Raw genomic sequence first — 25,742 nt, 5'->3', positions numbered from 1 at the left:
CACGTGAACGGCGCTTGTGGTGAAGCGCCAAACCTTTCTGAAAGCTGACTGAATTAGGTAACCTGCTTTCCCGAAAAGGAAAATGCCCGACAACCGAAAAGGTTGCCGGGCACGTAATCTAACCTATGCCCGCCGCAGCAGGCAATGGCACGATCAGCGACGATCGCCCATCAGTTGCAAAAGCGAGGTGAACATGTTGATGAAATCGAGGTAGAGCGTCAGCGCACCCATCACCACGACCTTGTCCATCATCGCGGTGCCGGCGACATAGGCATACTGCTCCTTGAGGCGCTGCGTATCATAGGCGGTGAGACCCGCGAAGATCAGCACGCCCAGGAAGCTGATGCCCCAGGCCAGGCCCGGTGAAGCCAGGAACAGGTTGATCACCGACGCGATGATCAGGCCGAACAGCCCCATGATCAGGAACGTGCCCATGCCCGACAGGCTCTTGCGCGTGGTGTAGCCAAACAGGCTGAGCCCCGCGAAGGCGCCGGCGGTGGCAAAGAACGTGGCTGCGATCGACGCGCCGGTGTAGACGAAGAAGATCGACGAGAGCGACAGGCCCATCGTCACGCTGAACGCCCAGAACAGCGCCTTGAGCGTGCCGGTGGAAATGCGGTTGATGCCAAAGCTCATGACCATCACGAAGGCGAGCGGCGCGAGCGCGACCACCCAGCGCAACGGGGTGCCGAACACGGCGGCGGCCATGCCGCTGGTGGCGAACACCAGTGCGACCACGCCCGACAGCAACACGCCCGAGGCCATGTAGTTGTAGATCGAAAGCATGTAGCGACGCAGGCCGGCGTCGAACACTTCGCCGCGGCCGAATGCACCCGATAGGCTCGGAGACGCGCCGAAGCCCGTCTTCGTGGGCTGAGGGTCGTTCCAGTTTGCCATGGCTTGCACTTTCTCCATTGCGGGCAAAATGCCCATGGATGCAATATCGGCCTTCCCCGCGCCGCTTTCAAGCGAAACCGGCGCAGGACAAGTGTGACAAAGTGTATTTACGGATGCATTCCCGAGCAGGCCAGGTCAGCCGGCGGCGCGGGCTTCCTGGGTCATTTCAGCGCTGCGATCGCGCGCCGCGCGCAAGGTGTCTTGCATGAGCAGCGCCAGGCGATCATCGGCATCGAGCACGTCGAGCCCCTTTTGCGTGGTGCCACCCGGGCTGGCCACGCGACGCGCCAGTTCTCCCGGACCATAGTCGGACGCAGCGGCCAATGCCGCAGCGCCATCGACCATGGCGAGGGCCAGCCGGTCTGCCTGATCGCGCGGCAAGCCCAGCGCCGCAGCGCCTGCTGCCAGCGCATCGATCACGCGATAGATGAACGCCGGGCCCGATCCGGCCAGCGCCGTCACCAGATCCATCTGGTCTTCGCCCGAAAGCCATTCGGCCGTGCCAAGGGGCGCCATGAGGTGCGTGACTTCGGCATTGATCGCGTCGGTGCCATCGCCCACCAGCGCGATGGGCGACTTGCCCAGCGCCGCGGCCAGGTTGGGCATCACCCGCACCACCGCCGCCGCGCCAGGAAAGCGCGCGCGCAGCGTGGCGAGGTCTACCCCTGCGAGAATCGAGAGCACCACAGTGTTGTCACCCACCAGGGGTGCGATTGCCGGGGCCGCAGCCGCCAGGCCCTGCGGCTTGAAGCCCAGCATCAGGAAACGCGGCGGCGCTTCCCCCACCGGGGCATTGCGCAGCAGGCGCACGCCCGCTGGCGCCTGGGGCAGATGGGGATCGACCACGGTGAAGGCCGCCGGCGCAATGCCGCTGGCCAGCCAGCCGGTGAGCATGGCGCCGCCCATGTTGCCGCAGCCGAACTGAAGGAAGGAATAGGTCATCAGCAAAAGGCTCCGTCAGGCTTCGCCAGCGGCATCGACCAGCGCGCTGGCCAGCGCATCGGCCGGGCTCTTGTCACCCCAGAGGATGAACTGGAAAGCGGGGTAGAAGCGGTCGCACTCGTCCACCGCCGCCTCGATGGCGACTTGCGCCTGGTGCAGGCTGAGCAGGCCGTCGTCGCCCAGCATCAGCCCGTGGCGATAGAGCAGCACGCTGCCGTTGGACCAGATGTCGAAATGGCCGAGCCAGACCTGCTCGTTGATCAGCGCCATGACTTCGAACATCGCAGCCCTCTTGTCATCGGGCACGCGAATGTCGGGCAGCGAGAGGATCTGCAGCACATGATCCTCGGGCCGCCAGATGCAACGCAACTGGTACGTGGCCCAGGAGCCCTGCACTTCCCCATGGATTTCATCGTCCGACACGAATTCGCAGGGCCAGCCCCGCGCTTCGAACAGGGAAGCGAGCATGTCCACCGGCGCGGCGTCGTCGCGGTCGCTGTCGTCGTGGCCGGTTCGCATCATCACGCCCCCTCACACGGTGCCCATGCCGGCGACAATGCCGACGCCGTTGCCGGCAGCCGTGGTTTCCATTCGATCCATCGCGGAGCGAATTGCCGCCGACAATCGACCGTTAGCCCAGGCTTGGGCAAAACTCGACAAGGCTGTGCAAAACTTGTGGACAAGCAGGTCAATCGCTCCCCTTCCTCGTTAGAGGAGCGGGTTGGCGGGTGATCGAACCCTGGCGCAAGGCTTCGCACCACCCCCAACCCCTCCTTGCGAAAAGGAGGGGCGATTTCTCAACACCGTCCTACTTTGCAGAAACACCGTCCATCGCTTGCCCGGCCGGACTGTCGAACTGGAAGGCACCGACGCCCTTTGCCTTGAGCTTGGCCACAAATTCCTGCGCGGCGGCATCGCTGGGAAATGGCCCGGTGACCAGGCGATAGACCCGGTTCCACGATGTGACATAGGCCTTGCGGCCGTGCAATTCGGGAGCCTTGGCCTGAAGCCCGGCCCATTCCTTGCCCATCTTGGCGCGGTTGCCACCGGTCAGCACCTGAACCCAGGTGCGCGCCGGATTGGCGGCAAGCCGCTTGGCCTCTTCCTTGGCCTTGTGCGCTTCCTCGGCCTTCTTGGCATCGGCCAGCTTCTTTTCGGCCGCAGCCTTCTTGTCGGCAGCGGCTTTCTTGGCGTCGGCCAGCTTCTTGGCTTGGGCCGCCTGGCGCGCCTCGACCGCCGCCTTTTCGGCAGCAGCACGCTCGTTGGCGGCCTGGATCGCGGCCAGATCGACGGCAACGGTCGGCCGCTGCTGCTCTTCGGCCGGGGCGGCGAAACCGGCGAAGAGCGCGGCAAAGCCATCGGGCGAAGGCGCCGGCGGCACCGCTTGCGGCGCCGGTTGAGGCGCGGCTTGCGGAGGCAGCGTGTAGGAAGGTGTGGACGATGGCGTGGGCGCCGGCACGGGCGCGGCCTGGGCCACCTGCACCGGCGTGGGATGCGGCGGCACGCCGGGCGCCGATGCGGGCACCGCTGCCGAGGCCTGCGGCACGGGCGGCAGCACTATGGCCGGCGCCGGCGTAGCAGTGGCCGGGGCGGTGGACGCGGTGACCGGCTGGGCTGCCGGCGGCGACGCAGGACGCGGGATGACGTCCACGATCGGACCGGCATATGCACCGGACGCGGCGGGCGGACTGGGTGGCGTGGCCTGCGCCAGTTGCGTGGGCCGCGCCACGCCCGCCGTGGCTGTGCCGGGCGTGGTGGAGGCGCTGGCCGTTGCCGTGGCGGGCGCCGGGATCACCCGCCCACGCCGATCGCGACGCACGGGCGCGGTAGCGGGCAGAGTCGCCGGCTGGGCCTGCGCCACGAGCACGGGCGCCTGGCGCGGATGGCTTTGCGCATATTGCACGATCTGCGGATCGTCGCGGCCGATATCGGCCGCGCGGGGAAAGCGGCCGAAATTGGCAGCCGCCGCCTGCTGTGCCGGGGTCAACCGGGTCAGATAGCGCAAGTATGGCGCGATGCCTGCGGCCAATTGCGGCGGCATCGACGAATTGGCCACGGCCACGGCTTCGTCAGGCTGCCCGGCAATCGCCAGGATAAAGGTGCGCACGCGCCAGGCGGCGCGATCCGACTGCGCAATCTGCGGGGCCAGCACCTTTTCGGCACTGGCGCGATCACCCCCGATCGCCAGGCTCAACGCCAGGCGCCGGGTGATCTCGGCATCGGGCGCACGGGCCAGGGCCTGCTGGTAATAGCGCTGCGCCATCGCGTTATCGCCCACCAAGTCGTGCGCCAGGCCTCGATCCCCGGCCATGCCGGCCAGGTCTGCCCCGCTGCGCTCCGCCTCGTCAAAGGCGCGAATGGCAGGCAAGGGTTCGTTGTGACGCAACAGCGCCTTGCCGAGCTGGGCGTTGATCCGCCCATTGCCCGGCGCCACGTCGGCGGCGCGGCGCAGGAAACCCAGTGCGGCATCCACGTCGCCCAGCGCCATGGCAGCATTGCCGGCATCGAGCAGAGCCTCGGGATTGCGCGGATCCTGGGCCAGGCGGGCCAGCGCGGCGTTGAGGCCTTGGCCATCCCCCCCCGACGGCACGGCCTGGACCACCGGGCGCGACACGGTGGGAAGCGGCTGCACCACCGGATTGGAGACCATCGGCAGCGGCGCCCCGGTGTAGGTCGGCGTGGGCGCAGGCGGAGTGGTGCTGCGGGTGACGGGCCGCGCGGTGCGGCTGCCCGGCGTATCCAGCACCGACTGCTGCGGCATCTGCGAAAGGTCTTGCGCCAGCAGCGGCAGCGGCGCCGCCATCAGCAGCACGGCCGCCAAAGCGGAAAACGGGCGAGCGGGAGAGGTTTCAAAAGTCATCTTGGCGCCGCCTTAGCGCATTGTCGCTTAAGCCAGAACAACAAGCCGCCACTCTCACGGGGGAAAGTGGCGGCATGGTGTGGCATCAAGCCAGAACGATTGCCCAGAAATTCATGAGCCGGGGATCATTGATTGTTCTGGCGGCCCAGGAAGCGCGGGATGCTGAGCGAGGACGCATCTTCGCCTTCTTCACTCTCTTCCGTGCGGGCGGCGCCGCGCGAAAGATTGGCCATCCGCTCGAACAGGGTGCTGCCCCCTGCCCCGCCACCCACGCGCGGGGTCGGGCGTTCAGCCTCACCCCCGGCACCGCCGCCAAGACCCAGACGCGGGGTTTGCGCGGTGGGCGCGGGATCGATCGTGTAGTCCTGCGCCGGATCGGCACCCAGGTCCAACGTCAGGTCGAGCGGATCGTCCGCAGCCGGTGCCGCTTCGGGCTCGGGCGTCCAGGCCGGAGCGGCCGGCGGCGGCGTGGCGGCAACGGGGGCCGGAGCCGCAGGCTGGGCCGTGGGCGTGGCAATCGCCGGACGCGGCGGCGCGGCCGGCGTGAACGACGGGCCACGCGCGGCGCCGGGCAGGTTCACCGGGCGGGCAGCCTGTTCGGCCTGTTCCACGCTCTGCTCTATGCCGGTGGCGACCACCGACACGCGGATCTTGCCGTTGAGATCGGGATTGAACGCCGAACCCCAGATGATGTTGGCGTTGGGATCGACCAGTTCGCGGATGTGGTTGGCCGCTTCATCCACTTCGAGCAGCTTCATGTCGTCGCCGCCGATGATCGAAATGATCACGCCCTTGGCGCCCTGCATCGAAACGCCATCGAGCAGCGGGTTGGCAATGGCGCGTTCGGCCGCTTCGAGCGCACGGTTGGGGCCTTCGCCCTCACCCGTGCCCATCATCGCCTTGCCCATTTCGCCCATGACCGAGCGCACGTCGGCAAAGTCGAGGTTGATCAGGCCGGGCATGATCATCAGGTCGGTGATCGAACGCACGCCCTGCTGCAGCACTTCGTCGGCAAGCTGGAACGCTTCCTTGAACGTGGTTTCGGCCTTGGCCACCAGGAACAGGTTCTGGTTGGGAATGACGATCAGCGTATCGACGTGCTTTTGCAGTTCCTCGATGCCGGTTTCGGCCGAGCGCATGCGACGCGTGCCTTCGAACAGGAACGGCTTGCTCACCACGCCCACGGTCAGCACACCCTTGCGGCGCGCCGCCTCGGCAATCACCGGCGCAGCGCCAGTGCCGGTGCCGCCGCCCATGCCGGCAGCGATGAACACCATGTGCACGCCATCAAGCACACGTTCGAGTTCGGGCAGGGTTTCCTCTGCCGCCGCACGGCCCACTTCGGGGCGGGCGCCGGCGCCCAGGCCCTGCGTGATCGCCGGGCCAAGCTGGATGCGGTTTTCCGCGATCGAATTGTTCAGCGCCTGCGCGTCGGTGTTGCAGACCACGAAATCGACGCCTTCGATATTGGCGCTGATCATGTTGGCAATGGCGTTGCCGCCAGCGCCACCCACCCCGATCACCGTGATACGGGGCCGAAGCTCGTCGATGGCCGGCGGTCCGATGTTGATGCTCATGTCGGTCTCCCTTTCGGGTTTGGCAGTGGGATGGGTCTGGGGCCGGAATGGCCGAAATGTGGATTTTCCAGCTTTGGCACGGAACGTTTCATCGAATCAAAGGCGATCGGCGCTTTTCCACAAGATCGATTGGCCATTTGGCCCCGAAATCGGCCAATCCGGTTGCTTCGTGCGACGAAAGCCCCGGATCGGTGGCATCAGCGTCTAAAAATACTCCTTGAGCGCGCGCGCGATCCGCCGCCCCATGCCCCACAGCGTGGTGGCGCCGGCGCCCTGGCTGGCCGCGGTCAGCTTGCGAATGTCGATCGGGTCGGACGCGGCATAGAGCACCAGACCCACCAGCGTGGACGAACTGGGCGTGGCGTGGCCCTGCGGCAGGCCCAGCATGGCCGGCGGCGCGCCGATCCGCACCGGGCGCCCCAGTGCCGATTGGGCATAGTCGGCCAGGCCCGGCAGTTGCGCACCGCCACCGGTCAAGACCACTTGCTGCCCGCGCGTGCCGGTAAAGCCCATGGCCTTGAGGCAGCGGCCCAGCTCGTCGGTGAAATGGCCCAATTGCTGGGTAATGACCGAGATCAGCTCGGCACGTGGAATGCGGTTCTTGTCGTCGGCATGACGCGCCATCGGCCCTGCCCCTTCGGGATCGCCCGGCGCGTTGACCGGGATCATCTCGCGATGGTCGGCAGGGCTGGCGATGGCCGAGCCCGACATGCACTTGAGCCGTTCGGCCTGATAGCGGCGGATGCCGAAGGCCGAGGCCACGGCGTCGGTGATGTCCCCCGATCCGAACGGCAGGACCTGCATGCCCAGCAGCATGCCCCCGGCGTGGACCGAAACCGTGGTCACTTCCGCCCCGAAATCGACCAGGGCCACGCCCAAGTCGCGCTCCTCCTGGGCCAGGCAGGCAAGGCCGGCGGCCACGGGCGCGGCCACCACGCCATCGACCTTGAGGTGGGCGTTCTCCACCGTCTCGCGAATGTTGCGGATCGGGGCGCCATCAGCGAGCATGACGTGGATATCCACCGCCAGGCGATCAGCATGCAGCCCCTTGGGATTGGGCACGCCGTGCGCGCCATCGAGCGTGTAGTGCGCCGGCTGGGCATGGAGCACGGTGCGCCCGTCGGGCTGGATCACGTCGCGCGCGGCCACCAGCAGGTGCGCGATATCGTCGTCCTCGATCCGCCGTCCGCCGATTTCCACTTCCACTTGCGCGGTGGAACTGGCCAGCCCCGCCCCGGCACAGCCGACCAGCACTTGCGTGATCGAGGTGTTGGCCATCTTCTCGGCCCGCTCGATCGCGTCGCGCACCGAATGGGTGGCGGCAAGCATATCCACCACATAGCCGCGCTTGATCCCCTGCGAAGCGCGGTGGCCCGAGCCAAGCACGACGAGTTCGCCCGCTTCGGACAGCCCGGCGATCATCGCGGAGGTACGGAACGAGCCAAGATTGACCGCGGCAAAGACCTTGGTGATGCGAGGGGCTGCCACGGGCGGCTTATTCCTTGGTCTTGGCGGCGGCAGCGGCGGCCTTGGCCTTGGCCTTGGCAGCGACCTTGTCGCGCTGTTCCTGCGCCATTTCGTCAGAGTGGCCTGGCACGAGCAGGTACGTGCGGTCCTTGGCGCGCATGTCGAAGCTGGAAACCTTGCCGCCCAGCAGGCGGTTGACCCCATCCATCCGCGCGAATTCCAGCAGCGCGGCGGCGGCTTCGTCTTCGCCTTCGGGCAGGGCAAGGACCTGGCCGGTCTTGAACGTCAGGTTCCAGCGGCGATTGCCGATCCATTCCGCTTCGGCCACCTGGGGCTTGAGCGCGGGCGCGGCATCGAGCAGGCGGTTGAGATCGGGCACGCGCGCCGCGGCACCATCGCCCGACAGCACGAACATGCCCTTGGCGCGCGCCTGGCTCACCGGCTCCAACTCGTGCCCGGTTTCATCGATCAGCATGAGCTGGTCGCCCTTGCGCAGCACGCCGTGTGGCGTGCGCTCCACCACATCGACCACCAGCGTATCGGGCAACTGGCGCGAAACGCGCGCATCCTTGACCCAGGGCAGCGTCAGCAGGGTTTCGCGCAAGGCGGCCACGTCCACCCGCGACATCGCCTGGTCGCGCTGGCCCAGCACCTTTTCATAGATAGTCTGCTCGCTCATCCGGCGCACGCCGCGCACTTCCACGCGCTTCACATCGAAGCCCGCGCCATGGGCCATGCGCGCCACTTGCGCTTCGGCCAGCGCCGGCACGCCGGCGATGTTGGCCACCGTCCACACCGTTACCGCGGCGGTGGCGAGAATGGCCGTCAACATGATCCGGTGCAGCGTTTCCTCGCTGAAAGGCTGCACGCGCATGACATGGCCGATGGCAGAGCCGGTCTGCTTGCGCGCCGTCTGCACTTTGGCCTTGGCCCCGCGCTGCGCGGCCACCCGCCGCACGCCCTTGCCGCCACGCCGGATCGTTTGCGCCATGGTCAGCCGGCTCCTTGCTTCGCCTTGGCGGCGGCGTCTTTCAGCGCCTCGGCCACGATCGCCTCGACAAGGTCAGGATAGTCCATCCCCATGTGCCGGGCCTGTTCGGGCACCAGGCTAAGCGGCGTCATCCCCGGCTGGGTGTTCACTTCCAGCAGGAACAGCCCTTCCACCCCGCGCTCGTCGTCCCAGCGGAAGTCGGAACGGCTGGTGCCCTTGCAACCCAAGAGCTTGTGCGCGCGCAGGGCGATGTCCTTGCACGCCTGGGTGATTTCATCAGGGATTTCCGCCGGGCAGACATGCTCGGTCAGCCCGTCGGTGTACTTGGCATCGAAATCATAAAAGCCGGTCTTGGGCTTCAATTCGGTGACCATCAGCGCATGATCGCCCAGCACCGCCGTGGTCAGTTCCTTGCCGCGGATGAACGGTTCGGCCAGCAGTTCGGGAAATTCCTGCCACGGGCCGCGCGCCTCGGCACTGATCGGATTGCCGTAATTGCCTTCGTTGGTGACGATGGCCACGCCCACCGACGAGCCTTCGTTCACCGGCTTCAACACATAGGGGCGCGGCAGCGGATCGTGGCTGTACAGCTCTGCCGTCTTGACCACGCGCCCGCCGGGCATGGGAATGCCGTGGGGCACCAGGGCCTGCTTGGTCAGCTCCTTGTCGATGGCGATGACCGAAGTGGCCAGGCCCGAATGGGTGTAGGTCAGGCCCATCAGGTCCATCATGCCCTGCACCGTGCCATCTTCGCCAGGCGTGCCGTGCAGTGCGTTGAACACCACGTCGGGCGCCGCCTCTGCCAGGCGTAGCGCCACGTCGCGGCCCATGTCGATCCGCGTGACTTTATGGCCCCGCGCCTCCAGCGCGCTGGCCACGCCTTCGCCGCTGGTCAGCGAAACCGGCCGCTCGCTGGACCAGCCGCCCATCAGCACCGCCACATGAAGCCGGGGCAGATCTGTCATGCCGGATCCCCTTGCTTCAGGCGCCCTACCCGCTTGATTTCCCACTGCAACTCCACGCCTTGTGACTGTTTCACGCGGGCACGCACTTCCTCGCCCAGCGCCTCGATCTCGGTGCTGGTGGCATGCCCGGTGTTGATCAGGAAATTGGTGTGCTTCTCGCTCACTTGTGCGCCGCCAATGGTTAGGCCCCGGCAACCGGCGGCATCGACCAGCGCCCAGGCGCGGTGCCCTTCCGGGTTCTTGAACGTCGATCCGCCGGTCTTGCTGCGCAGCGGCTGGCTGGCCTCGCGCGCAGCGGAAATGCGGTCCATCTCCGCCTGGATCGCCGCCGGCTCGCCCGGTTCGCCGCGAAAGCGCGCCGAAACCACGATGGCGCCATCGGCCAGGTCGGAATGGCGATAGGCATAGCCCAGCTCGGGCAAGTCCATCCGCACCAGCTCGCCCGAGCGCAGCACCACGTCGCAATCGACGAGAATGTCCTTCACCTCGCGGCCATAGGCGCCCCCGTTCATGCGCACGAAGCCGCCGACCGTGCCGGGGATCGAACGCAGGAACTCAAGCCCCGCAATCCCGGCGTCGCGCGCGGTGGAAGACACCAGAATGCCCGAAGCCCCGCCCCCGCAATCGAGCGTGACGGCATCAAGCGCGGTCACTTTGGCAAAGGGCTTGCCCAGCCGCACCACCACGCCCGGCACCCCGCCATCGCGCACGATGAGGTTGGAACCAAGACCCAGCGCCATGACCGGCACTTCTGGCGCGAGCGCAGCGAGGAAGCCTTGCAGGTCCGCCGCGTCCTTGGGTTCGTAGAGCCAATCGGCATTGCCGCCAGACTTGAACCAGACCAGCGGGGCGAGCGGGGCGTTCGGGGTGAGCTTGCCTTTGAGGTTGCTTGTGGTTTCCACCACCCCCCGGCCCCCTCCTCTGAAGAGAAGGGGGGGATTGGCGTTCTGCTCCCCCTCCTCTTCAGAGGAGGAGGCCGGGGGGTGGTGCTGGCCCAAGCCCGACATCACCGTTCACCCCGCAACGCCGTGATCGCCCCGGCCAGCCCGGCGGCCCACTTGGTGATATCCCCCGCCCCCAGGCACACGATCATGTCGCCCGCCTGCAATTGCGGCGCCAGTTCGACGGCGAGCGCTTCGGCACCGGCGATGAGGTGCGCGCTGCGGTGGCCGCGTGCCTTGATGCCTTCGACCATCGCGGCGCTGTCCACGCCCTCGATCGGCTGTTCCCCGGCGGGATAGACCGGCGCGGCATAGACCACGTCGGCATCGTTGAACGCGCCCTGGAAATCTTCCATGTGATCGCGCAAGCGGGTGAAGCGGTGCGGCTGGACCACGGCGATCACGCGGCCGCGCACGCCCTCGCGCGCGGCGGCGAGCACGGCGCGGATTTCCACCGGATGATGGCCGTAATCGTCGATCACCGCCACGTCGCCGCCGTCCACGGCCACTTCGCCCACCTTGGTGAAGCGGCGCTTGACCCCGCCGAACTTGGCAAAGCCGGTGCGCACCAGATCGTGCGGCACGCCCATTTCCACCGCCACGGCAATCGCGGCCAGCGCGTTCTGCACGTTGTGGCGGCCGGGCATGGGCAGGTGAATATCCTCGATCCGCTGGAACGAGCCGTCGCGCTGGCGCAGCACGGCGGTGAAGCGGTTGCCACCCGGCACCGGGGTCACGCCTTCGCCGCGCACGTCGGCCTGGGCGGAAAAGCCATAAGTCACCACGCGGCGATCGCGCACCTGGGGAATGATCGCCTGGACTTCGGGATGGTCGATGCACAGCATCGCCGCGCCATAGAACGGCACGTTCTCGATGAATTCCACGAAAGCGCGCTTGACCTTGTCGAACGAGCCATAGTGATCGAGATGCTCGGGATCGATATTGGTGACCACCGCGATCGTCCCGTCGAGGCGCAGGAACGAACCGTCGCTCTCGTCGGCTTCCACCACCATCCAGTCGCTATCGCCCAGCCGGGCGTTGGAGCCATAGGAATTGATGATGCCGCCGTTGATCACCGTGGGATCGACCCCGCCGGCATCGAGCAGGCAGGCCACCAGCGAGGTGGTGGTCGTCTTGCCATGCGTGCCGGCCACAGCCACGGTGTTTTTCAGCCGCATCAGTTCGGCCAGCATTTCCGCGCGGCGCACCACGGGAATGCGCGCTTCGAGTGCGGCGACCACTTCGGGATTGTCCCGCTTCACGGCGGTGGAGGTAACCACCACTTGCGCGTTCGCGACGTTTTCCGCGCGCTGCCCGATCATCACCGGAATGCCGCGCGCGCGCAGCCCTTCGACGACATAGCTTTCCGCCATGTCGGACCCCTGCACGGCATAGCCCATGTTGTGCATCACTTCGGCGATGCCCGACATGCCGATGCCGCCGATGCCGACGAAATGGATCATGCCGATTTCGACGCCGACGCCCTTCATGCTTCATTCTCCAGCGCAAGCGCACCGGCGCCAGCAGTTGCCGGGGCGGTCGAGGCCGCATCCACCCGGATCACATCCATTAGCGGGGCGCCGCCAAACCCTTCGACCAGGTCGGCCAGATCCTGCACGGCATTGGGCAGCCCGCAATTCCACGCGGCATGGGCGGCATGGCCCAGGCCTGCCGGATTCATCGCCATGGCCTGAATCTGCTTGGCCAGTTCCTTGGGGCTGAAACCCGTCTGGCGAATCGCACGGGCCCCGCCGGCCTTGACCATTTCGCGGGTGTTGGCGGCCTGGTGATCGTCGGTCGCGATGGGCAGCGGCACCAGGATCGCCGGGCGGCCCACGGCAGTGAGTTCGGCAATGGTCGACGCCCCGGCCCGGCCGATGAACAAGTGCGCGCCGGCCAGGCGGCTGGCCATGTCTTCGAAATAAGTGCCCAGTTCCGCCGGAATTTCATGCGCGGCATAGCGCGCGCGCACCGCTTCCAGGTCTTCCGGGCGGCATTGCTGTGTCACTTGCAGGCGATGGCGCAGCGCAGGCGGCAGCATGGCGAGGCCATCGGGCACCACTTGCGCCAGAACCGACGCGCCCTGGCTGCCGCCGGTGACCAGCACGCGGAAGAGGCTGTCTTCGGAAAATTCGGGGAACGGCTCCCCGCGAAGGCCCAGCACTTCGGGGCGCACCGGGTTGCCCACCAGATGCACTTTGCCCCAGAAACGCGGATCGAGCCGTTCCACTTCGGGATAAGCGGTGGCGATGGCATCGACGCTTTTGGCCAGATAGCGGTTCACCCGGCCCAGCACGGCGTTCTGTTCGTGAATCACCGTGGGAATGCGGGCAGCGCGGGCGGCGAGCAGCGCGGGCAGCGCGGGATAGCCGCCAAAACCGATCACGCAGGCCGGCTGAAAGCTTTCGAACAGCCGCAACGCCATCGACCGGCCGCGCAGAATGGCCCGCAGCCCCTTGAACAAGGCCACTGGGTTCTTGCCCAGCCGTCCGGCGGGCAGCACATGCGCGGTGAGGAAATCGGGCTTGCCGGGTATCTTGGCGCCGCGCGCATCGGTGATCAGCGCCACGTGGTGGCCGCGTGCATGCAGTTCGGTGGCCAGGGCAAAGGCCGGGATCATGTGCCCGCCCGTGCCCCCGGCCGCCAGCACGAAGTGGCGCGATACGCCGGGTTGATGTTGTGCAGTCATTTGCGCGTCAGTTCGCCCAGGTGAAAGGTTTCGCGCGTCAGATAAGGGTTGCGGCGCGTGATGGCGAGCAGGAAACCCACGCCGATCAGCAAGGCAATGGTGGACGAGCCGCCATAGCTGATCAGCGGCAAGGTCATCCCCTTGGACGGGAACAGTTGCAGGTTGACGAGGATGTTGATGAAAGCCTGGCCGGCAAGCTGCGCCGTCAGGCCCGTGGCGGCCAGCACCGTGAACAGGTCTTCCTCGTCCACCAGGCGCAGCAGCACCCGCAGCACGATGGCGCAATAGAGGATCACGACGATAGCGCACGAGATCAGGCCGAATTCCTCGCCGATCACCGAGAAGATATAGTCGGTATGCGCTTCGGGCAGGGCATTCTTGCGCGCGCCCAGCCACAGCCCGGTGCCGCTCCACCCGCCGGCCACCAGCGTGCGCATGGCGAGGTCAACCTGGTCGAACTCTGCCCCGCCGGAAAGGAAATTGTCGATGCGGTGCGTGGCATTGGGATAGAGCAGATAAGCCAGCACCACAGCCGCGATCGCGCCGCCCATAGCCCAGCCCACGCGCGCCAGCGGCAGGCCCGAAAGCAGGACCAGCACGAACCACACGCCGGCGAACAGCACGGTGGAGCCGAAATCGGGCTGCGCCATCAACAGCACGGCCACCAACGCCATCGGCACCATCGACAGGCGGATCACCGGCATGTGCGGATCGCGCACTTTCCACGAGAGGATCCATGCCACGGCAATGGCAAAGCCGGGCTTGAGGAATTCCGACGGCTGGATGCCCAGCACCCAACGCTTGGCGCCTTTCACTTCGGTGCCCATGATCGGCACCAGCACCAGGGCAATGATCATCACCCCGGCCAGCATGATCGCGGCGCGGCGCGCGGCATCCTTGGGCAGCAGCGAGACGGCAAACATGCCGAGCAGGCCAAGTGCCTGCATTTCCAGCTGGCGCCAGAAGAAATAGAGATCGCCCAGCGCTTTCTGATGGGTGGAGAGGCGATGCGCGCTGGCGGGAGAGGCCGCCGCCACGGCAATCGCCCCCACGATCATCAGCACGAGGATCAGGCCCAGCAGCACGCGATCGATCTCGCGCCACCAGATCACCAGCTCGCTGCGCCGGGTGCGGCGAAAGCGCTGCATGGCGCCGGCCGAAGTGGCGGGCGCGGCGGTGGGCAAAGCAACGGCAGACGCCGGAACCGGACCGGTCGGCGGAGGGGCAACGGGCCCGCCAGAAGGCATGCCGGTCAACTCCCCGCCGTCAGGGCTGCCACGATCTGGCGGAAGCATTCGCCACGCGCCTCGAAATCGCGGAACTGATCAAAACTGGCACAGGCCGGCGAGAGCATGATGACATCGCCCGGCACGGCCTGCTCCATCGCGGCGCGCACGGCATCGCCCAGCATCTCGGCCCGGGTCACCGGCATGACCGGCTCCAGGATTTCGGCAAAGCGAGGGCCCGCCTCGCCAATGGTATAGGCGCGCACGACGTGGCCGAAATGGGGCGCGCACTCATCAAGGTCGTCGCCCTTGGGCAGCCCGCCCACGATCCAGTGGATGCGCGGAAACGCCGCCAGCGCCGGCGCGGTAGAGGCCGGGTTGGTGGCCTTGCTGTCATTCACGAACAGCACGCCGTTCTTTTCCGCCACGCGTTCCATGCGATGCGGCAGCCCAACGAAGCTTTTGAGGCCCGCGGCAATCATCGCCTCGTCAAGGCCGAGATAGCGCGCGGCCCCCACCGCCGCGGCAGCGTTGGCGCGGTTGTGCGGCCCTTGCAAGCTGGGCCATTGCGCCGGATCGCCGGGCAGGTCGATGCCGTTGATGAACTGGAAGTTGGTGCCTTCGGGGGCAAAGCGCAGCACATCGTCTTCAAGCTCTGCCCGCATGTCCACCAGCGCAAGGTGGCCATGCGCCTGCATGCCGAACAGCCGCGCCTTGGACGCGACATAGGCATCATAGCCATCGTAGCGATCGAGGTGATCCGGGCTGACATTGAGCAGCACGGCCACATCGGCATCGAGCCGCTGGGTCAGGTCGATCTGGTAGCTCGACAGTTCCAGGACATAGACCCCGCCGGCCGGCAAGGGCTGCTGCTCCAGGATCGGCTTGCCGATATTGCCACCCATCAGGCTGGGCACGCCGGCAGCCTGCAACAGATGATGGGTCAGCGCGGTGGTGGTGGACTTGCCATTGGTGCCGGTGATCGCCACCACGCGATGGGCGGGCAGGTCGGCGCGGGCCTGGGCGAACAGCTCGATGTCACCGATCACCGGCACCCCAGCACCGCGCGCATGGGCGGCAATGGGATGGCGGTTGAGCGGCACGCCGGGCGACACCACGACGCCGGCAAATCCGGCGAGGTCGATCGCCAGGGGGTCGGCCAGGGTGGCACGCCCTTCCAGCGCGGCGCGCGGTTCCTCGCGCGCGTCCCACGCCGTGACGTGGGCACCGCTGGCGAGCAGGCATTCGACCGTGGCCATGCCCGAGCGCGCCAGGCCGAGCACGGCGTATTTCTTTCCGGCAAAGGCGGACGAGACGATCATCGCACCTTCAGCGTGGCAAGACCGAGCAGGGCCAGCACGATCGAGACGATCCAGAAGCGGATCACCACGGTCGATTCCTTCCAGCCGAGCTGTTCGAAATGGTGGTGGATCGGGGCCATGCGGAACACCCGCTTGCCCGTGCGCTTGTAGACGAAGACCTGCACGATCACCGAGACCGCTTCCATCACGAACAGGCCGCCCACGATGGCCAGCACGATTTCATGGTGCGCGGCCACCGCGATCACGCCCAGCGTGCCGCCCAGCGCCAGGCTGCCGGTATCGCCCATGAACACGGCGGCCGGCGGCGCGTTGAACCACAGGAAAGCAAGGCCCGCGCCCATCACCGCCGCACAATAGATCGCCAGTTCGCCCGCGCCCGGCACATGGGGAATGCCCAGATAATGCGCATAGTCGGCACGACCGGCGAGATAGGCGATGATCGCAAAGGTGCCGCAGGCGATGATCACCGGCATGATCGCCAGGCCGTCGAGCCCGTCGGTCAGGTTCACGGCATTGCCCGCGCCCACAATGACGAAGGCGGCAAACACGAAGTAGAACGGCCCCAGCGGGATATAGAGGTTGCTGAACACCGGCACATAGAGGTTCGTCTCGGTCACCACCAGCCAGGCAGCGATGCCGGCAATCACGAATTCGAGCAGCAGGCGCACCTTGGCCGGCACGCCCTGGTGCGCGTACTTCGTCACCTTGTCGTAATCGTCGAGAAAGCCGATCAGCCCGAAACCGAGCGTGACGATCAGGCAGGCCCAGACATAGCGGCTCGACAGGTCCATCCACATGAGCAGGCCAAGGACCAGCGCGGTCACGATCATCAGCCCACCCATGGTCGGCGTGCCGCGCTTGGCCAGGTGGGTTTGCGGCCCATCCTCGCGGATCGGCTGGCCCTTGCCCTGGCGGATGCGCAGCATGTTGATGAAACGCGGGCCGATCAACAGCCCGATCATCAGCGCGGTCAGCAGCGAGGCCCCGGCCCGAAACGACTGGTAGCGGAAGAGATTGGTCAGGCCTTCATAATGCAGCCAGTGAGCCAGGAGATAGAGCATTCACCGTTCCTTGTCAGGCCAGCGCCTTTACCAGCGCGCCCAGACCAACCGAATTCGAACCCTTTACGAGGATGGCGTCCCCGCCCGCAATGCCGATCCGGGCCAGCACGTCTGCGGCCTCGGCACTCGTGTGCACATGATCGACTTGCAGCGACGCGGCAAGCGCGGTGCCGCTGCTTTTCCCCAATGCGGCGGCCAATGCCGCCATTTCGGGCCCAACCAGCACGGCGTGGGCAATGCCCGCCGCCAGGATTGGCCCGGCCAGGTCGGCGTGATAGCGATCCTCGTCGGCGCCCAGTTCGCGCATCGCGCCCAGCACGGCAATGCGCCGCGCCGCCGGTGTGGCGCCCAGGCCCGCCAGAGTGACGGCCATTGATGCCGGATTGGCGTTATAGCTTTCATCGATCAGCAGCGCGGTACCGCTGCCATCGCCGCCGGGGGCGGCAATGGCATGGCGCGCGCCGCGCCCGGCCAGCCCTTCCATTTCCGCCAGCGCCAGGCCGGCCGCACCCAGGTCTCCACCCGCAGCGCGCACCGCCGCCATCACGGCGAGCGAGTTGATCACCCAGTGATCGCCCGGCTGCGCGACGGTGTAGCACAGCTTGCCGCCCCCTTCGCCAAAGCCGCCCAGGTCGGCGGTGACCAGCGAACCGCCGCCGGGCGCGGCCACCACGTCGAGCAGGCGCACATCGGCATGGGCGGCACGGCCAAAGGCAATGATCGTTCCGGCATGTTGCGCGGCCTTGGCGCGCAGGCGCTCGTAGTGCGGGCTGTCGGCCGGAATGATCGCCACCCCGCCCGGCTCCAGCCCTTCGAAAATCTCGCCCTTGGCGTCGGCAATCGCTTCCTCGCCACTGAAATGGCCGATGTGGGCCGGCGCGATGGTGGTGACGATGGCCACGTGCGGGTGCACCAGCCGCGTCAGCGCGGAAAGCTCACCGGCGTGGTTCATGCCCATCTCGAACACGCCAAACTGCGTGCGCGCCGGCATGCGCGACAGGCTGAGCGGCACGCCGACGTGGTTGTTGTAGCTTTTCACCGAGCGGTGCGCGCGGCCCCGGCTGCCCCGGTCGAGCGCGGCGAACAGCGCTTCCTTCACCGAAGTCTTGCCCGCCGATCCGGTCACGCCGATCACGCGCGCCTCGGGCGCCAATCGCGCGCGGGCGGCGCGGCCCAGCGCATCGAGCGCGGCAGTGGTGTCCTCCACCAGCACATGCGGGTGCAGCACGGGATGCTCCACCAGCGCGGCGGCCGCACCCTTGCCGAAAGCCCCGGTGACAAAGCGATGGCCGTCGGCGCTTTCGCCGCGCAGCGCGAGGAACAAGTCCCCTTCCATCACTTCGCGGCTGTCGAACGCCACCCCGTTCACGGCAAAGGCGGTAGAGGCCTTGCCCCCGGTTGCCGCCGCGATCTCGCTCGCGCTCCATAGCGCCAGCGGCGTATCGTCCTCGGCCTCCAACGGCCAATCGAGCAGGGCGGCGGTTGCGCTCATCCGGTTATCTCTCCCACGCATTCGCGGGCCACCTGCACGTCGTCGAACGGCAAGACCCGCATTGCTTCACCACGCCCCACGATCTGTCCCTGTTCGTGTCCCTTGCCGGCCACCAGCACGATGTCTCCCGCGCCGGCCTGGCTGACGGCCGCGGCAATCGCGGCGCGGCGGTCGGCCACTTCCACCGCCTTGCCATCGCAACCGGCCATCACGGCGGCGCGGATCACCACAGGATCTTCGCCGCGCGGGTTGTCGTCGGTCACGATCACCAGATCGGACCCGGCGCAGGCCGCCGCGCCCATCGGTGCGCGCTTGCCGGTATCGCGATCGCCGCCCGCGCCGATCACGGTGATCAGTCGCGCGCCCACGTGCGGGCGCAGCGCGGCAATCGCGGCTTCGATGGCATCGGGGGTGTGCGCGTAATCGACATAGACCGGCGCGCCGACGCGGCTGATCGCCGCGCGTTCCAGCCGCCCGCGCACCGGTTGCAGCCGTGCCAGCGCATCGAGCGTGCGACCCGCGTCGCCGCCGCTCGCGATCACCAGGCCTGCGGCCACCAGGGCATTGGCCGCCTGGTACGCGCCAATCAGCGGCAGCGTCACCTTGCGGGTGGCGCCCTGGTGCACGAGTTCAAGCACCTGGCCCAGTTGCGTGGGGGTGCGGCCGGCCAGGCGAATGGTGTCCCCCTTTTCGCCCACGGTGATCGCCTTGAGGCCGCGCGCCGCCACATGGGCCAGGGCCTTGTCGCTCCACGCGTCATCGGCCCAGACCACGGCGCTGCCGCCATCGGCCACCACTTCATCGAACAGGCGCATCTTGGCCGCGAAATAGGCGTCCATCGTCTCGTGATAGTCGAGATGGTCGCGGCTGAGGTTGGTAAACCCGCCGGCCACCACGCGCAGCCCCTCGTTGCGGAACTGCGAAAGGCCGTGGCTGGAGGCTTCATAAGCCACATGGCTCACCCCTTCGCGCGCCAGGCCATGCAGGTTGGCCAGGAACGTGACGATATCGGGCGTGGTAAGGCCAGTGGAAACGCTTTCGTCGGCAGTGGTCACGCCCAAGGTGCCGATCGAGGCGGCGGCGTGCCCGGCCATGCGCCACAGCTGGCGCGTCATTTCGACGGTCGAGGTCTTGCCGTTGGTGCCGGTCACCGCCGCCACGGTTTCGGGCACGGGGGCAAAGAACGGCGCGGCCAAGTGCGCAAACAGGCGGCGCGGGTTGGCATCGGCCAGGTGCACGGCCCCTTCGACGCGGGCTTCCGGCCGGGCGACCACGGCAATCGCACCGGCGGCAATCGCGGCGGGAATGAAATCCTCGCCATTGACCTGCGCGCCGGGAAAGGCGCCGAACACCGTGCCCGGCGCCACCTTGCGATTGTCGATGGCAAAGCCGGTCACATTGATCTCGGCGGCCGCCTGGGGCAGCGCAACACCGGCAGACCGTGCCAGCAAACCCAGCTTCATTCACCATCTCCACTGCCGATCAACGGCGAAAGGTCAGAAATATCCACGTCGCGGCTGGCGTCCGGCACCACGCCCAGCAGCGGCCCGATGCGCGGCACCACGCGGCCCACGATCGGCGCCGCGTTCCACGCCGCCGTGCGCTGGCCCGAGGTGGCCGCCGTGCCCTGCGGTTCATCGAGCATGGCGATGACCACATAGCGCGGCTTGTCCATCGGGAAGGCCGCCGCAAACGTCGCCACCAGCGACGTCTTGCGATAGCCGCCATTGCCCGGCTTTTCGGCCGAGCCGGTCTTGCCGCCCACGCGGAAGCCCGAGGCATCGGCCTTGCGCCCCGTGCCATCGGCCACGATCATGCGCAAGAGTTGGCGGATGCGCGCACTCGTGGACGCCTTGAACACGCGCGTGCCGGCCGGCACATGCGCCGGGTCCACCTTGTAGAGCGTGGCCGGGCGCCAGATGCCGCCATTGACCAGCGCGGCATAGGCACAGGCCAGGTGCAGCGGCGTGACGGCAATGCCGTGGCCATAGCTGACCGTCATGGTGGTGATCCGGCTCCAGTCGCCAGCCGCGTTTTCGCCGTGCGGCCACAGCGGGAAGCCGCGCGCCGGCAGTTCGATGGTGGGGCGCTGGTTCATGTGCAGCGCCATCATCGTGCGCTTGAGCAGCGGGCCGCCCAGCTTGTCGGCGACCTGTGCAGTGACGATGTTCGATGAATGGATCAGCGCCTCGGGCACGTTGAGCGAGGCGCCGAAATTGTGGCTGTCGTGGATCGTGCGCCCGGCGATATGCAGGGGTCCGGCCGGATAGCGTACCGACAGGTCGGTGACCACGCCCGCATCGATCGCAGCGGCAATGGTGATCGGCTTGAACGTGGAACCAAGCTCGTAGACCTGGTTCGACACGCGGTTGAACACGAGGTCGTTGAACGCGCGATCCGATCGGTTGGGATTGAACGAGGGCAACGAGGCCAGCGCCACCACTTCGCCGCTGTCCACATCCAGGACGATGCCCGCCGCGCCCTTGGCGTTGCTTTCCTGCATGCCGCGCAGCAGTTCGTCTTCCAGCGCGCCCTGGGCCCGCGAATCGAGCGAAAGCGCCACCGGCGTGCCACGCTGTGCGGGATCGAGCAGGCGCGGCTCGAGCACCTGCTCCATGCCGACGTGGCCCTGGCCTTCTTCATCGACATAGCCCAGCACGTTCGCGGCAAGCGAGCCTTGCGGGTAATAGCGCTGGTTTTCACGCGGGAATTCCAGCGCGGGTTCACCCAAGGCAAACACGCGGTTGGCTTCCTCGGGCAGGACGCGCTTGCGCAAGTAGCTGCCCCTGCCCGATTTCAGGCGCTCCACCAGGTCCTTGTAATCGGCATCGGGGAATATCTGGACCAGCGCGCGGGCCACTTCCTCGGGCGTCTTTACCAGGGGATTGCCCCCCTCGCCCAGCGCCTTGGGATTGAACCACAGCGAATAGGACGGGAACGCACGGGCCAGCGGCACGCCGTTGCGATCGGTGATCTCGCCACGCGGCGGCAAGAGCGCCTCTGCCAGCGAGCGGCGATCGGGCGCCTGCTCGAACAGCCCCAGCTGGGTGAGCCGCACCAGCGCGGTCAGGGTGAGAAAGATGAAGCCGACAGCCACCACCAGGACGCGAACCTTGGCGGTGACCAGCGAACGCTGGCGCACGCTGGCCAGCTGGACGCGGCCCGTGGCGATGGCTGCCGAGGCGGTAAGCTGGTTCACCGGCTCGTCTTCACTCCTGTCTTGCGATCCGTATGGGCAGTCTTTTGTGCAGTCTTCACGGCCGGCTTGGCTTTCGCCTTGCCTTTGCCGTCATCCTTGTCCGCCTTGGCGGATTTGGCCACAGCCTTAGTCCGGGCGCCGGTATCGCGGGAAGCCTGGGGCTTGGCCTTCTCCACCGTTGCCACGCGCTTGGCCGGGGCCTTGTCGCGCTTTTCGCCCTTTTCGTCGCCGCTATCCCGCTTGTGCGCGGCCTTGCTCGCACTCGGGGCGTGCAGCGTGCCAAGCTTTTCGGCAAGCGTCGCGGTGGCTTCGGCATGGTCGAGCGCACGGTTGCGCGGCTTGCCAGCGCCCCCATCGTCGCCCCCGGCGCCATCCCGCTCGGCCTCGTGCGTTTCGGCCAGCGGGCGCACGCCGGCATGCTCGCCCGACAATGCCGGGAAGGCGGCGGCGGCAATCACGCTGTCATCCACCGTCGCCACGCGGATCGGCGCGGGGGCATCGGGTTCGGCCGGCTTGCTCAGCACGGCAAGCTGGCGCTCGTTTTCCAGGTACTGCCCGGCCACGGGCGCGACATAGCCGAATTCCAGGTCATTCCACGCCTTCAACTGCTGCTGGTTGGCGCGTGTTTCGAATTCGGTTTCCAGGTACATCTTCTGCTGCTTGAGCGCGACGATCTGCCCTTCGGCACGGTGCACCTGGCTGCGCAGCGCATTGACGCGGAAAGACAGGATCATGACCAGCGCGCCGCATACCGCAAGCAGCGCCAGCCAACCGATCGACCGCAGGCGTTGGGCAGACAGGATCATGCCGAAAGGCTCCCCGCATTTTGCGAAAACGCGCGCGCGGGGGCAGTGGTTCGCACCGCCCAGCGCAAGGTGGCAGACCGGGCGCGCGGGTTGCGTGCCTCTTCCTCGGCCCCCGGACGGATCGCCGCCGAAGGCTTTTCGAACACCGCGGCAAAGGCTTGTGCCTGGGGCGGCAGATGGCGCGAGCCCGACGGCGTGGCGCCGGCCGCTTCGCGCAGGAACTGCTTGACGATGCGGTCTTCCAGGCTGTGGAAGCTGACCACGGCCAGACGCCCGCCCGGCGCGAGCAGCCGCTCTGCCGCATCGAGCGCGGCGCGCAACTCGTCCAGTTCACCGTTCACATGGATGCGCACGGCCTGGAAGCTGCGCGTGGCCGGATCCTTGGCCGCGCCGGGACGATAGCCCAGCGCCTTGCGCACCACGGCGGCAAACTGGCCGGTGGTGGTGAGCGGCCGGGCCGCCACCACGGCACGCGCCACGCGGCGCGACTGGCGCTCTTCGCCATAGACATAGAGCACGTCGGCGATTTCGGCCTCGTCCGCCTCGTTGAGGAAGTCGGCCGCGCTCATCCCGTCTTGCGACATCCGCATGTCGAGCGGACCGTCGCTGGAAAAGGCAAAGCCGCGCTCGCGCTGGTCGAGCTGCATCGAGCTGACGCCGATATCGAGCACCACGCCCTGGACCTGGGCCATGCCCGCCTCCGCCATGGCCTCTGCCATTTCCGAAAAGCGGCGCGGATGCAGCACCAGCGTGGGCGCAGCGCCTTGGGTTTCGGGCCACAGGCGCCCGGCGGCAATCGCATCGGGATCGCGATCGAAGGCGTGGACCGTGGCGCCCTGCGCCAGGATCGCGCGGGTATAGCCACCCGCGCCGAACGTGCCGTCGACGATCACGTCACCGGCCTGTGGGGCAAGCGCGGCGATCACTTCATCGAGCAGCACGGGAATGTGCGGGGCCTGCACGGGCACGAGCGCGGAAGGCGGCAGATCGCTCACTTGCGCTTCCCCTTCTGCGCCGCTTCGGCCAGCAGCGCACGGCACGTCGCCTTGGCGCTGTCCCAGCCGCTGTCCATTTCAAACAGCACTTCAGGCGCCCAGATGGTGAAGAATTCGCCGCCGCCGTGGAAATAGAGCGCGTCGCTCACGCGGGCCTGCTCCCCGAGGTGATCGGGCAGGATGAAACGACCGGATTCGTCAAAGCTGGCACGCAGGAAACCATAAAGCTGGGCGGCACGGGTATCGGGATCGAAATCCTCGCCCCGCTTGAAAGCCATTTCCTCTTCCCGGGCGATGCGGGCGGGAAAGGTTTCGACGCGAGACAGCCCGAAACCGGTGAGGCAGGGGAATTTGTGGTGGCGATCGAGGCAAAGCAGGCGCTGGCCCTGGGAAGCGTCCTTGACGGTGGCGCGGAAGTCTGCGGGCAGCACGAAGCGGTTCTTCTCGCCACGCGGAGAGAAGCCTTGCCCCCAGTAGTTTGACGGTGCTCCCGCCACGTCCCGTCACCACCTTGCCCGCCGGACAAAAGCTTCCCGTCTACGGCCGATGTGCGCACACCAGCCGAACCATCCCCCACGGATGCGACATGAAAGTTTGTCCCGATGGCGCCATGCTATCGCGGGAGCATCCGGGCGAAAAGGGGAAATTGCGGGAAAGAACGGTCAAAACTTGATTCAATTGAGGTTTTTTATGGTTTTTTGCCTTTAACCAAAGATGTGTTCATGAAATGTTTCCTGCAAAAACCGTTGGAATCCCGTCGGTTTCCGAATCAGGGTCATTTTGGAGGTGCTTTTTCCCGTGCTTTCCCGTGGCGAACCGGGAATCGCGGACGCACTGTCCCGCATTTTCCCCGAAGCGGGAGAATCGCGCGAACGCATCACGCCTGGCCGCGCGCGGCGCAGCCAACGGGCGCGATCAGTGCTGTTGCGGGCTGGGGCTTTGCTGGGGCGGCGCGGCGCCAACCGGCAATTCCGGCGCGACGCCCATATCGACCAAGGGATCGTTGGCGGCCGTGGCGCTGGCTTCCACCGTGGGATCGAGCGCAGCGGCGCGATTGGCCAGCGTCACACGCTCCATCACCACGTTGGCCAGGCTGATCAGCAGGATGATGGCCCCCAGGCCAAACAGTCCCACTTGCAGGCGATAGACCGCCTGGGCACGCAGTTCACGTGGCGAAAGCGGCACGTGGTGGACCGGCACGATGGGCGCAGAAGGCGGCGCCCCGAACGGGGAGACCTTGCGTTCGCGTTGCAAGCCGAACAGCGCCATCGCGCAGCTATAGCTTATTGCTCAAGCCACGGGAAGATGGGCAGACCCTTGGCGCGCAGCCATTCGGGGTTGTAGAGCGAGGAGAGGTAGCGGAAGCCCGTGTCGCACAGGATCGTGGCCACCCGTGCGCCGGGGCCGATCTGCTTGGCCAGCGCCACGGCGCCGGCCACGTTGATCCCGCTCGACAGGCCCAGGCACAGCCCTTCCTCGGCCAGCAGGCGCTCCACCCAATAAAGCCCTTCCTCGTCGGAAATGCGGAACTGGGTATCGATCGGCGCGCCTTCCAGGTTGGCGGTGATACGCCCCTGGCCGATGCCTTCGGCCACCGAAGACCCTTCGGCCTTCAACTCGCCATGGGCGTAATAGCTGTAGAGCGCGGCGCCATGCGGATCGGCCAGGCCGATGGTGACTTTCTCGTCGAACGCCTTGAGGCCCATGCCCGTGCCGGCGATCGTGCCGCCGGTGCCCGCCGCACAAATGAAGCCATCGATGCGGCCATCCATCTGCGCCCAGATTTCGGGCGCGGTGCTTTCGATATGGGCGCGGCGATTGGCGATGTTGTCGAACTGGTTGGCCCAGATCGCCCCTTCGGTTTCCTCGGCAATGCGGCGCGAGGTGTGGACGAAGTGATTGGGATTGGAAAAGGGCGCCGCCGGCACCAGCACCAGTTCTGCCCGCAGCGCGCGCAGCGTGTCCATCTTTTCGCGCGATTGCGTCTCGGGCATCACGATCACGCTTTTGTAGCCCAGCGCATTGGCCACAAGGGCCAGGCCGATGCCGGTGTTGCCGGCCGTGCCTTCGACGATGGTGCCGCCGGGCTGCAACACGCCGCGCTCTTCGGCATCGCGCACGATCCACAGCGCGGCGCGGTCCTTGACCGAGGCACCGGGATTGGCAAATTCGCACTTGCCATAGATTTCGGCGCCGGCCGCTGCGCTGGGCCCAGCCAGGCGCACAAGCGGGGTGTTGCCGATGAGGGAGAGGCTGTCGGGAACGATCGCGGGAGCAGTCATGGCAAGCGAGTTAAGGTGCCCCGACGCAAT

22 protein-coding genes are annotated in these 25,742 nt (G+C 67.1%); all 22 read right to left on the bottom strand.

What is annotated here, in order from left to right; translation table 11 throughout:
* Nucleotides 1–153: 153 nt before the first annotated feature.
* The 22 genes from FHW94_RS16260 to FHW94_RS16155 all read right to left on the bottom strand — a co-directional run bounded on the left by FHW94_RS16260 (nt 154) and on the right by FHW94_RS16155 (nt 25,712).
* The gene (locus tag FHW94_RS16260) at nt 154–897 is read right to left on the bottom strand and encodes a Bax inhibitor-1/YccA family protein (protein ID WP_168556868.1); all 744 of its coding nucleotides are present in this window, start codon (nt 895–897) and stop codon (nt 154–156) included.
* A 135-nt stretch (nt 898–1,032) separates the two neighbouring features.
* Complete coding sequence (locus tag FHW94_RS16255) at nt 1,033–1,839, bottom strand: pyrroline-5-carboxylate reductase dimerization domain-containing protein (protein WP_168556867.1); 807 nt, start codon at nt 1,837–1,839, stop codon at nt 1,033–1,035.
* A gap of 15 nt (nt 1,840–1,854) precedes the next feature.
* On the bottom strand, nt 1,855–2,358 hold the full coding sequence (locus FHW94_RS16250) for a YbjN domain-containing protein (RefSeq protein WP_168557011.1): 504 nt from the start codon (nt 2,356–2,358) through the stop codon (nt 1,855–1,857).
* Between the two features lie 289 nt (nt 2,359–2,647).
* Nucleotides 2,648–4,699, bottom strand: a complete 2,052-nt coding sequence (locus FHW94_RS16245) for an SPOR domain-containing protein (protein ID WP_168556866.1) — start codon at nt 4,697–4,699, stop codon at nt 2,648–2,650.
* A 125-nt stretch (nt 4,700–4,824) separates the two neighbouring features.
* Nucleotides 4,825–6,276 carry a cell division protein FtsZ gene (ftsZ, locus tag FHW94_RS16240; RefSeq protein ID WP_168556865.1) on the bottom strand — a complete coding sequence of 484 codons (1,452 nt, stop codon included), beginning with the start codon at nt 6,274–6,276 and terminating at the stop codon, nt 4,825–4,827.
* 204 nt (nt 6,277–6,480) lie between these two features.
* The gene (gene ftsA, locus FHW94_RS16235; protein ID WP_168556864.1) at nt 6,481–7,764 is read right to left on the bottom strand and encodes a cell division protein FtsA; all 1,284 of its coding nucleotides are present in this window, start codon (nt 7,762–7,764) and stop codon (nt 6,481–6,483) included.
* Nucleotides 7,765–7,771: 7 nt separating this feature from the next.
* On the bottom strand, nt 7,772–8,734 hold the full coding sequence (locus FHW94_RS16230; protein ID WP_168556863.1) for an FtsQ-type POTRA domain-containing protein: 963 nt from the start codon (nt 8,732–8,734) through the stop codon (nt 7,772–7,774).
* Nucleotides 8,735–8,736: 2 nt separating this feature from the next.
* The gene (locus tag FHW94_RS16225; protein WP_168556862.1) at nt 8,737–9,699 is read right to left on the bottom strand and encodes a D-alanine--D-alanine ligase; all 963 of its coding nucleotides are present in this window, start codon (nt 9,697–9,699) and stop codon (nt 8,737–8,739) included.
* Nucleotides 9,696–10,601 (bottom strand): UDP-N-acetylmuramate dehydrogenase, encoded by a 906-nt coding sequence (gene murB / locus FHW94_RS16220; RefSeq protein ID WP_349237536.1) that lies wholly within the window; start codon nt 10,599–10,601, stop codon nt 9,696–9,698. Before murB ends, FHW94_RS16225 begins: the two co-directional genes overlap by 4 nt.
* Nucleotides 10,602–10,705: 104 nt before the next feature.
* Nucleotides 10,706–12,130: a UDP-N-acetylmuramate--L-alanine ligase gene (gene murC, locus FHW94_RS16215; protein ID WP_168556860.1), complete on the bottom strand. Its 1,425-nt coding sequence runs from the start codon at nt 12,128–12,130 to the stop codon at nt 10,706–10,708.
* Entirely contained in the window at nt 12,127–13,329 is a 1,203-nt protein-coding gene (gene murG / locus FHW94_RS16210; protein ID WP_168556859.1) for an undecaprenyldiphospho-muramoylpentapeptide beta-N-acetylglucosaminyltransferase, read from the bottom strand. The genes murC and murG overlap by 4 nt, the downstream gene beginning before the upstream one ends.
* A complete protein-coding gene (locus tag FHW94_RS16205) occupies nt 13,326–14,477 on the bottom strand; it encodes an FtsW/RodA/SpoVE family cell cycle protein (RefSeq protein ID WP_210425725.1) in 1,152 nt (383 codons plus the stop codon). Before FHW94_RS16205 ends, murG begins: the two co-directional genes overlap by 4 nt.
* A gap of 104 nt (nt 14,478–14,581) precedes the next feature.
* Nucleotides 14,582–15,877, bottom strand: coding sequence for a UDP-N-acetylmuramoyl-L-alanine--D-glutamate ligase (murD, locus tag FHW94_RS16200; protein ID WP_168556858.1), 1,296 nt, complete (start codon nt 15,875–15,877; stop codon nt 14,582–14,584).
* On the bottom strand, nt 15,874–16,938 hold the full coding sequence (gene mraY / locus FHW94_RS16195; protein ID WP_168556857.1) for a phospho-N-acetylmuramoyl-pentapeptide-transferase: 1,065 nt from the start codon (nt 16,936–16,938) through the stop codon (nt 15,874–15,876). The genes murD and mraY overlap by 4 nt, the downstream gene beginning before the upstream one ends.
* A gap of 13 nt (nt 16,939–16,951) precedes the next feature.
* Complete coding sequence (murF, locus tag FHW94_RS16190; RefSeq protein WP_168556856.1) at nt 16,952–18,430, bottom strand: UDP-N-acetylmuramoyl-tripeptide--D-alanyl-D-alanine ligase; 1,479 nt, start codon at nt 18,428–18,430, stop codon at nt 16,952–16,954.
* Nucleotides 18,427–19,893, bottom strand: coding sequence for a UDP-N-acetylmuramoyl-L-alanyl-D-glutamate--2,6-diaminopimelate ligase (locus tag FHW94_RS16185; protein ID WP_168556855.1), 1,467 nt, complete (start codon nt 19,891–19,893; stop codon nt 18,427–18,429). Before FHW94_RS16185 ends, murF begins: the two co-directional genes overlap by 4 nt.
* Nucleotides 19,890–21,629 carry a penicillin-binding protein 2 gene (locus tag FHW94_RS16180; protein ID WP_168556854.1) on the bottom strand — a complete coding sequence of 580 codons (1,740 nt, stop codon included), beginning with the start codon at nt 21,627–21,629 and terminating at the stop codon, nt 19,890–19,892. Before FHW94_RS16180 ends, FHW94_RS16185 begins: the two co-directional genes overlap by 4 nt.
* Nucleotides 21,626–22,435: a hypothetical protein gene (locus FHW94_RS16175; RefSeq protein ID WP_168556853.1), complete on the bottom strand. Its 810-nt coding sequence runs from the start codon at nt 22,433–22,435 to the stop codon at nt 21,626–21,628. The genes FHW94_RS16180 and FHW94_RS16175 overlap by 4 nt, the downstream gene beginning before the upstream one ends.
* On the bottom strand, nt 22,432–23,421 hold the full coding sequence (gene rsmH, locus FHW94_RS16170; RefSeq protein ID WP_210425723.1) for a 16S rRNA (cytosine(1402)-N(4))-methyltransferase RsmH: 990 nt from the start codon (nt 23,419–23,421) through the stop codon (nt 22,432–22,434). The genes FHW94_RS16175 and rsmH overlap by 4 nt, the downstream gene beginning before the upstream one ends.
* Before the next feature lie 5 nt (nt 23,422–23,426).
* Nucleotides 23,427–23,927: a division/cell wall cluster transcriptional repressor MraZ gene (locus FHW94_RS16165; protein ID WP_168556852.1), complete on the bottom strand. Its 501-nt coding sequence runs from the start codon at nt 23,925–23,927 to the stop codon at nt 23,427–23,429.
* Nucleotides 23,928–24,345: 418 nt separating this feature from the next.
* The gene (locus FHW94_RS16160) at nt 24,346–24,684 is read right to left on the bottom strand and encodes a hypothetical protein (protein ID WP_246866182.1); all 339 of its coding nucleotides are present in this window, start codon (nt 24,682–24,684) and stop codon (nt 24,346–24,348) included.
* A 29-nt stretch (nt 24,685–24,713) separates the two neighbouring features.
* Nucleotides 24,714–25,712, bottom strand: coding sequence for a cysteine synthase A (locus FHW94_RS16155; protein ID WP_168556850.1), 999 nt, complete (start codon nt 25,710–25,712; stop codon nt 24,714–24,716).
* Nucleotides 25,713–25,742 lie beyond the last annotated feature (30 nt).

The sequence above is a fragment of the Novosphingobium sp. SG720 genome, from assembly GCF_012275365.1.
In the GTDB taxonomy this organism is placed as follows: Bacteria; Pseudomonadota; Alphaproteobacteria; order Sphingomonadales; family Sphingomonadaceae; genus Novosphingobium; species Novosphingobium rhizosphaerae.
Note: the sequence above shows the minus strand (reverse complement) of the source record. Positions and strands in the feature narration are given on the sequence as shown.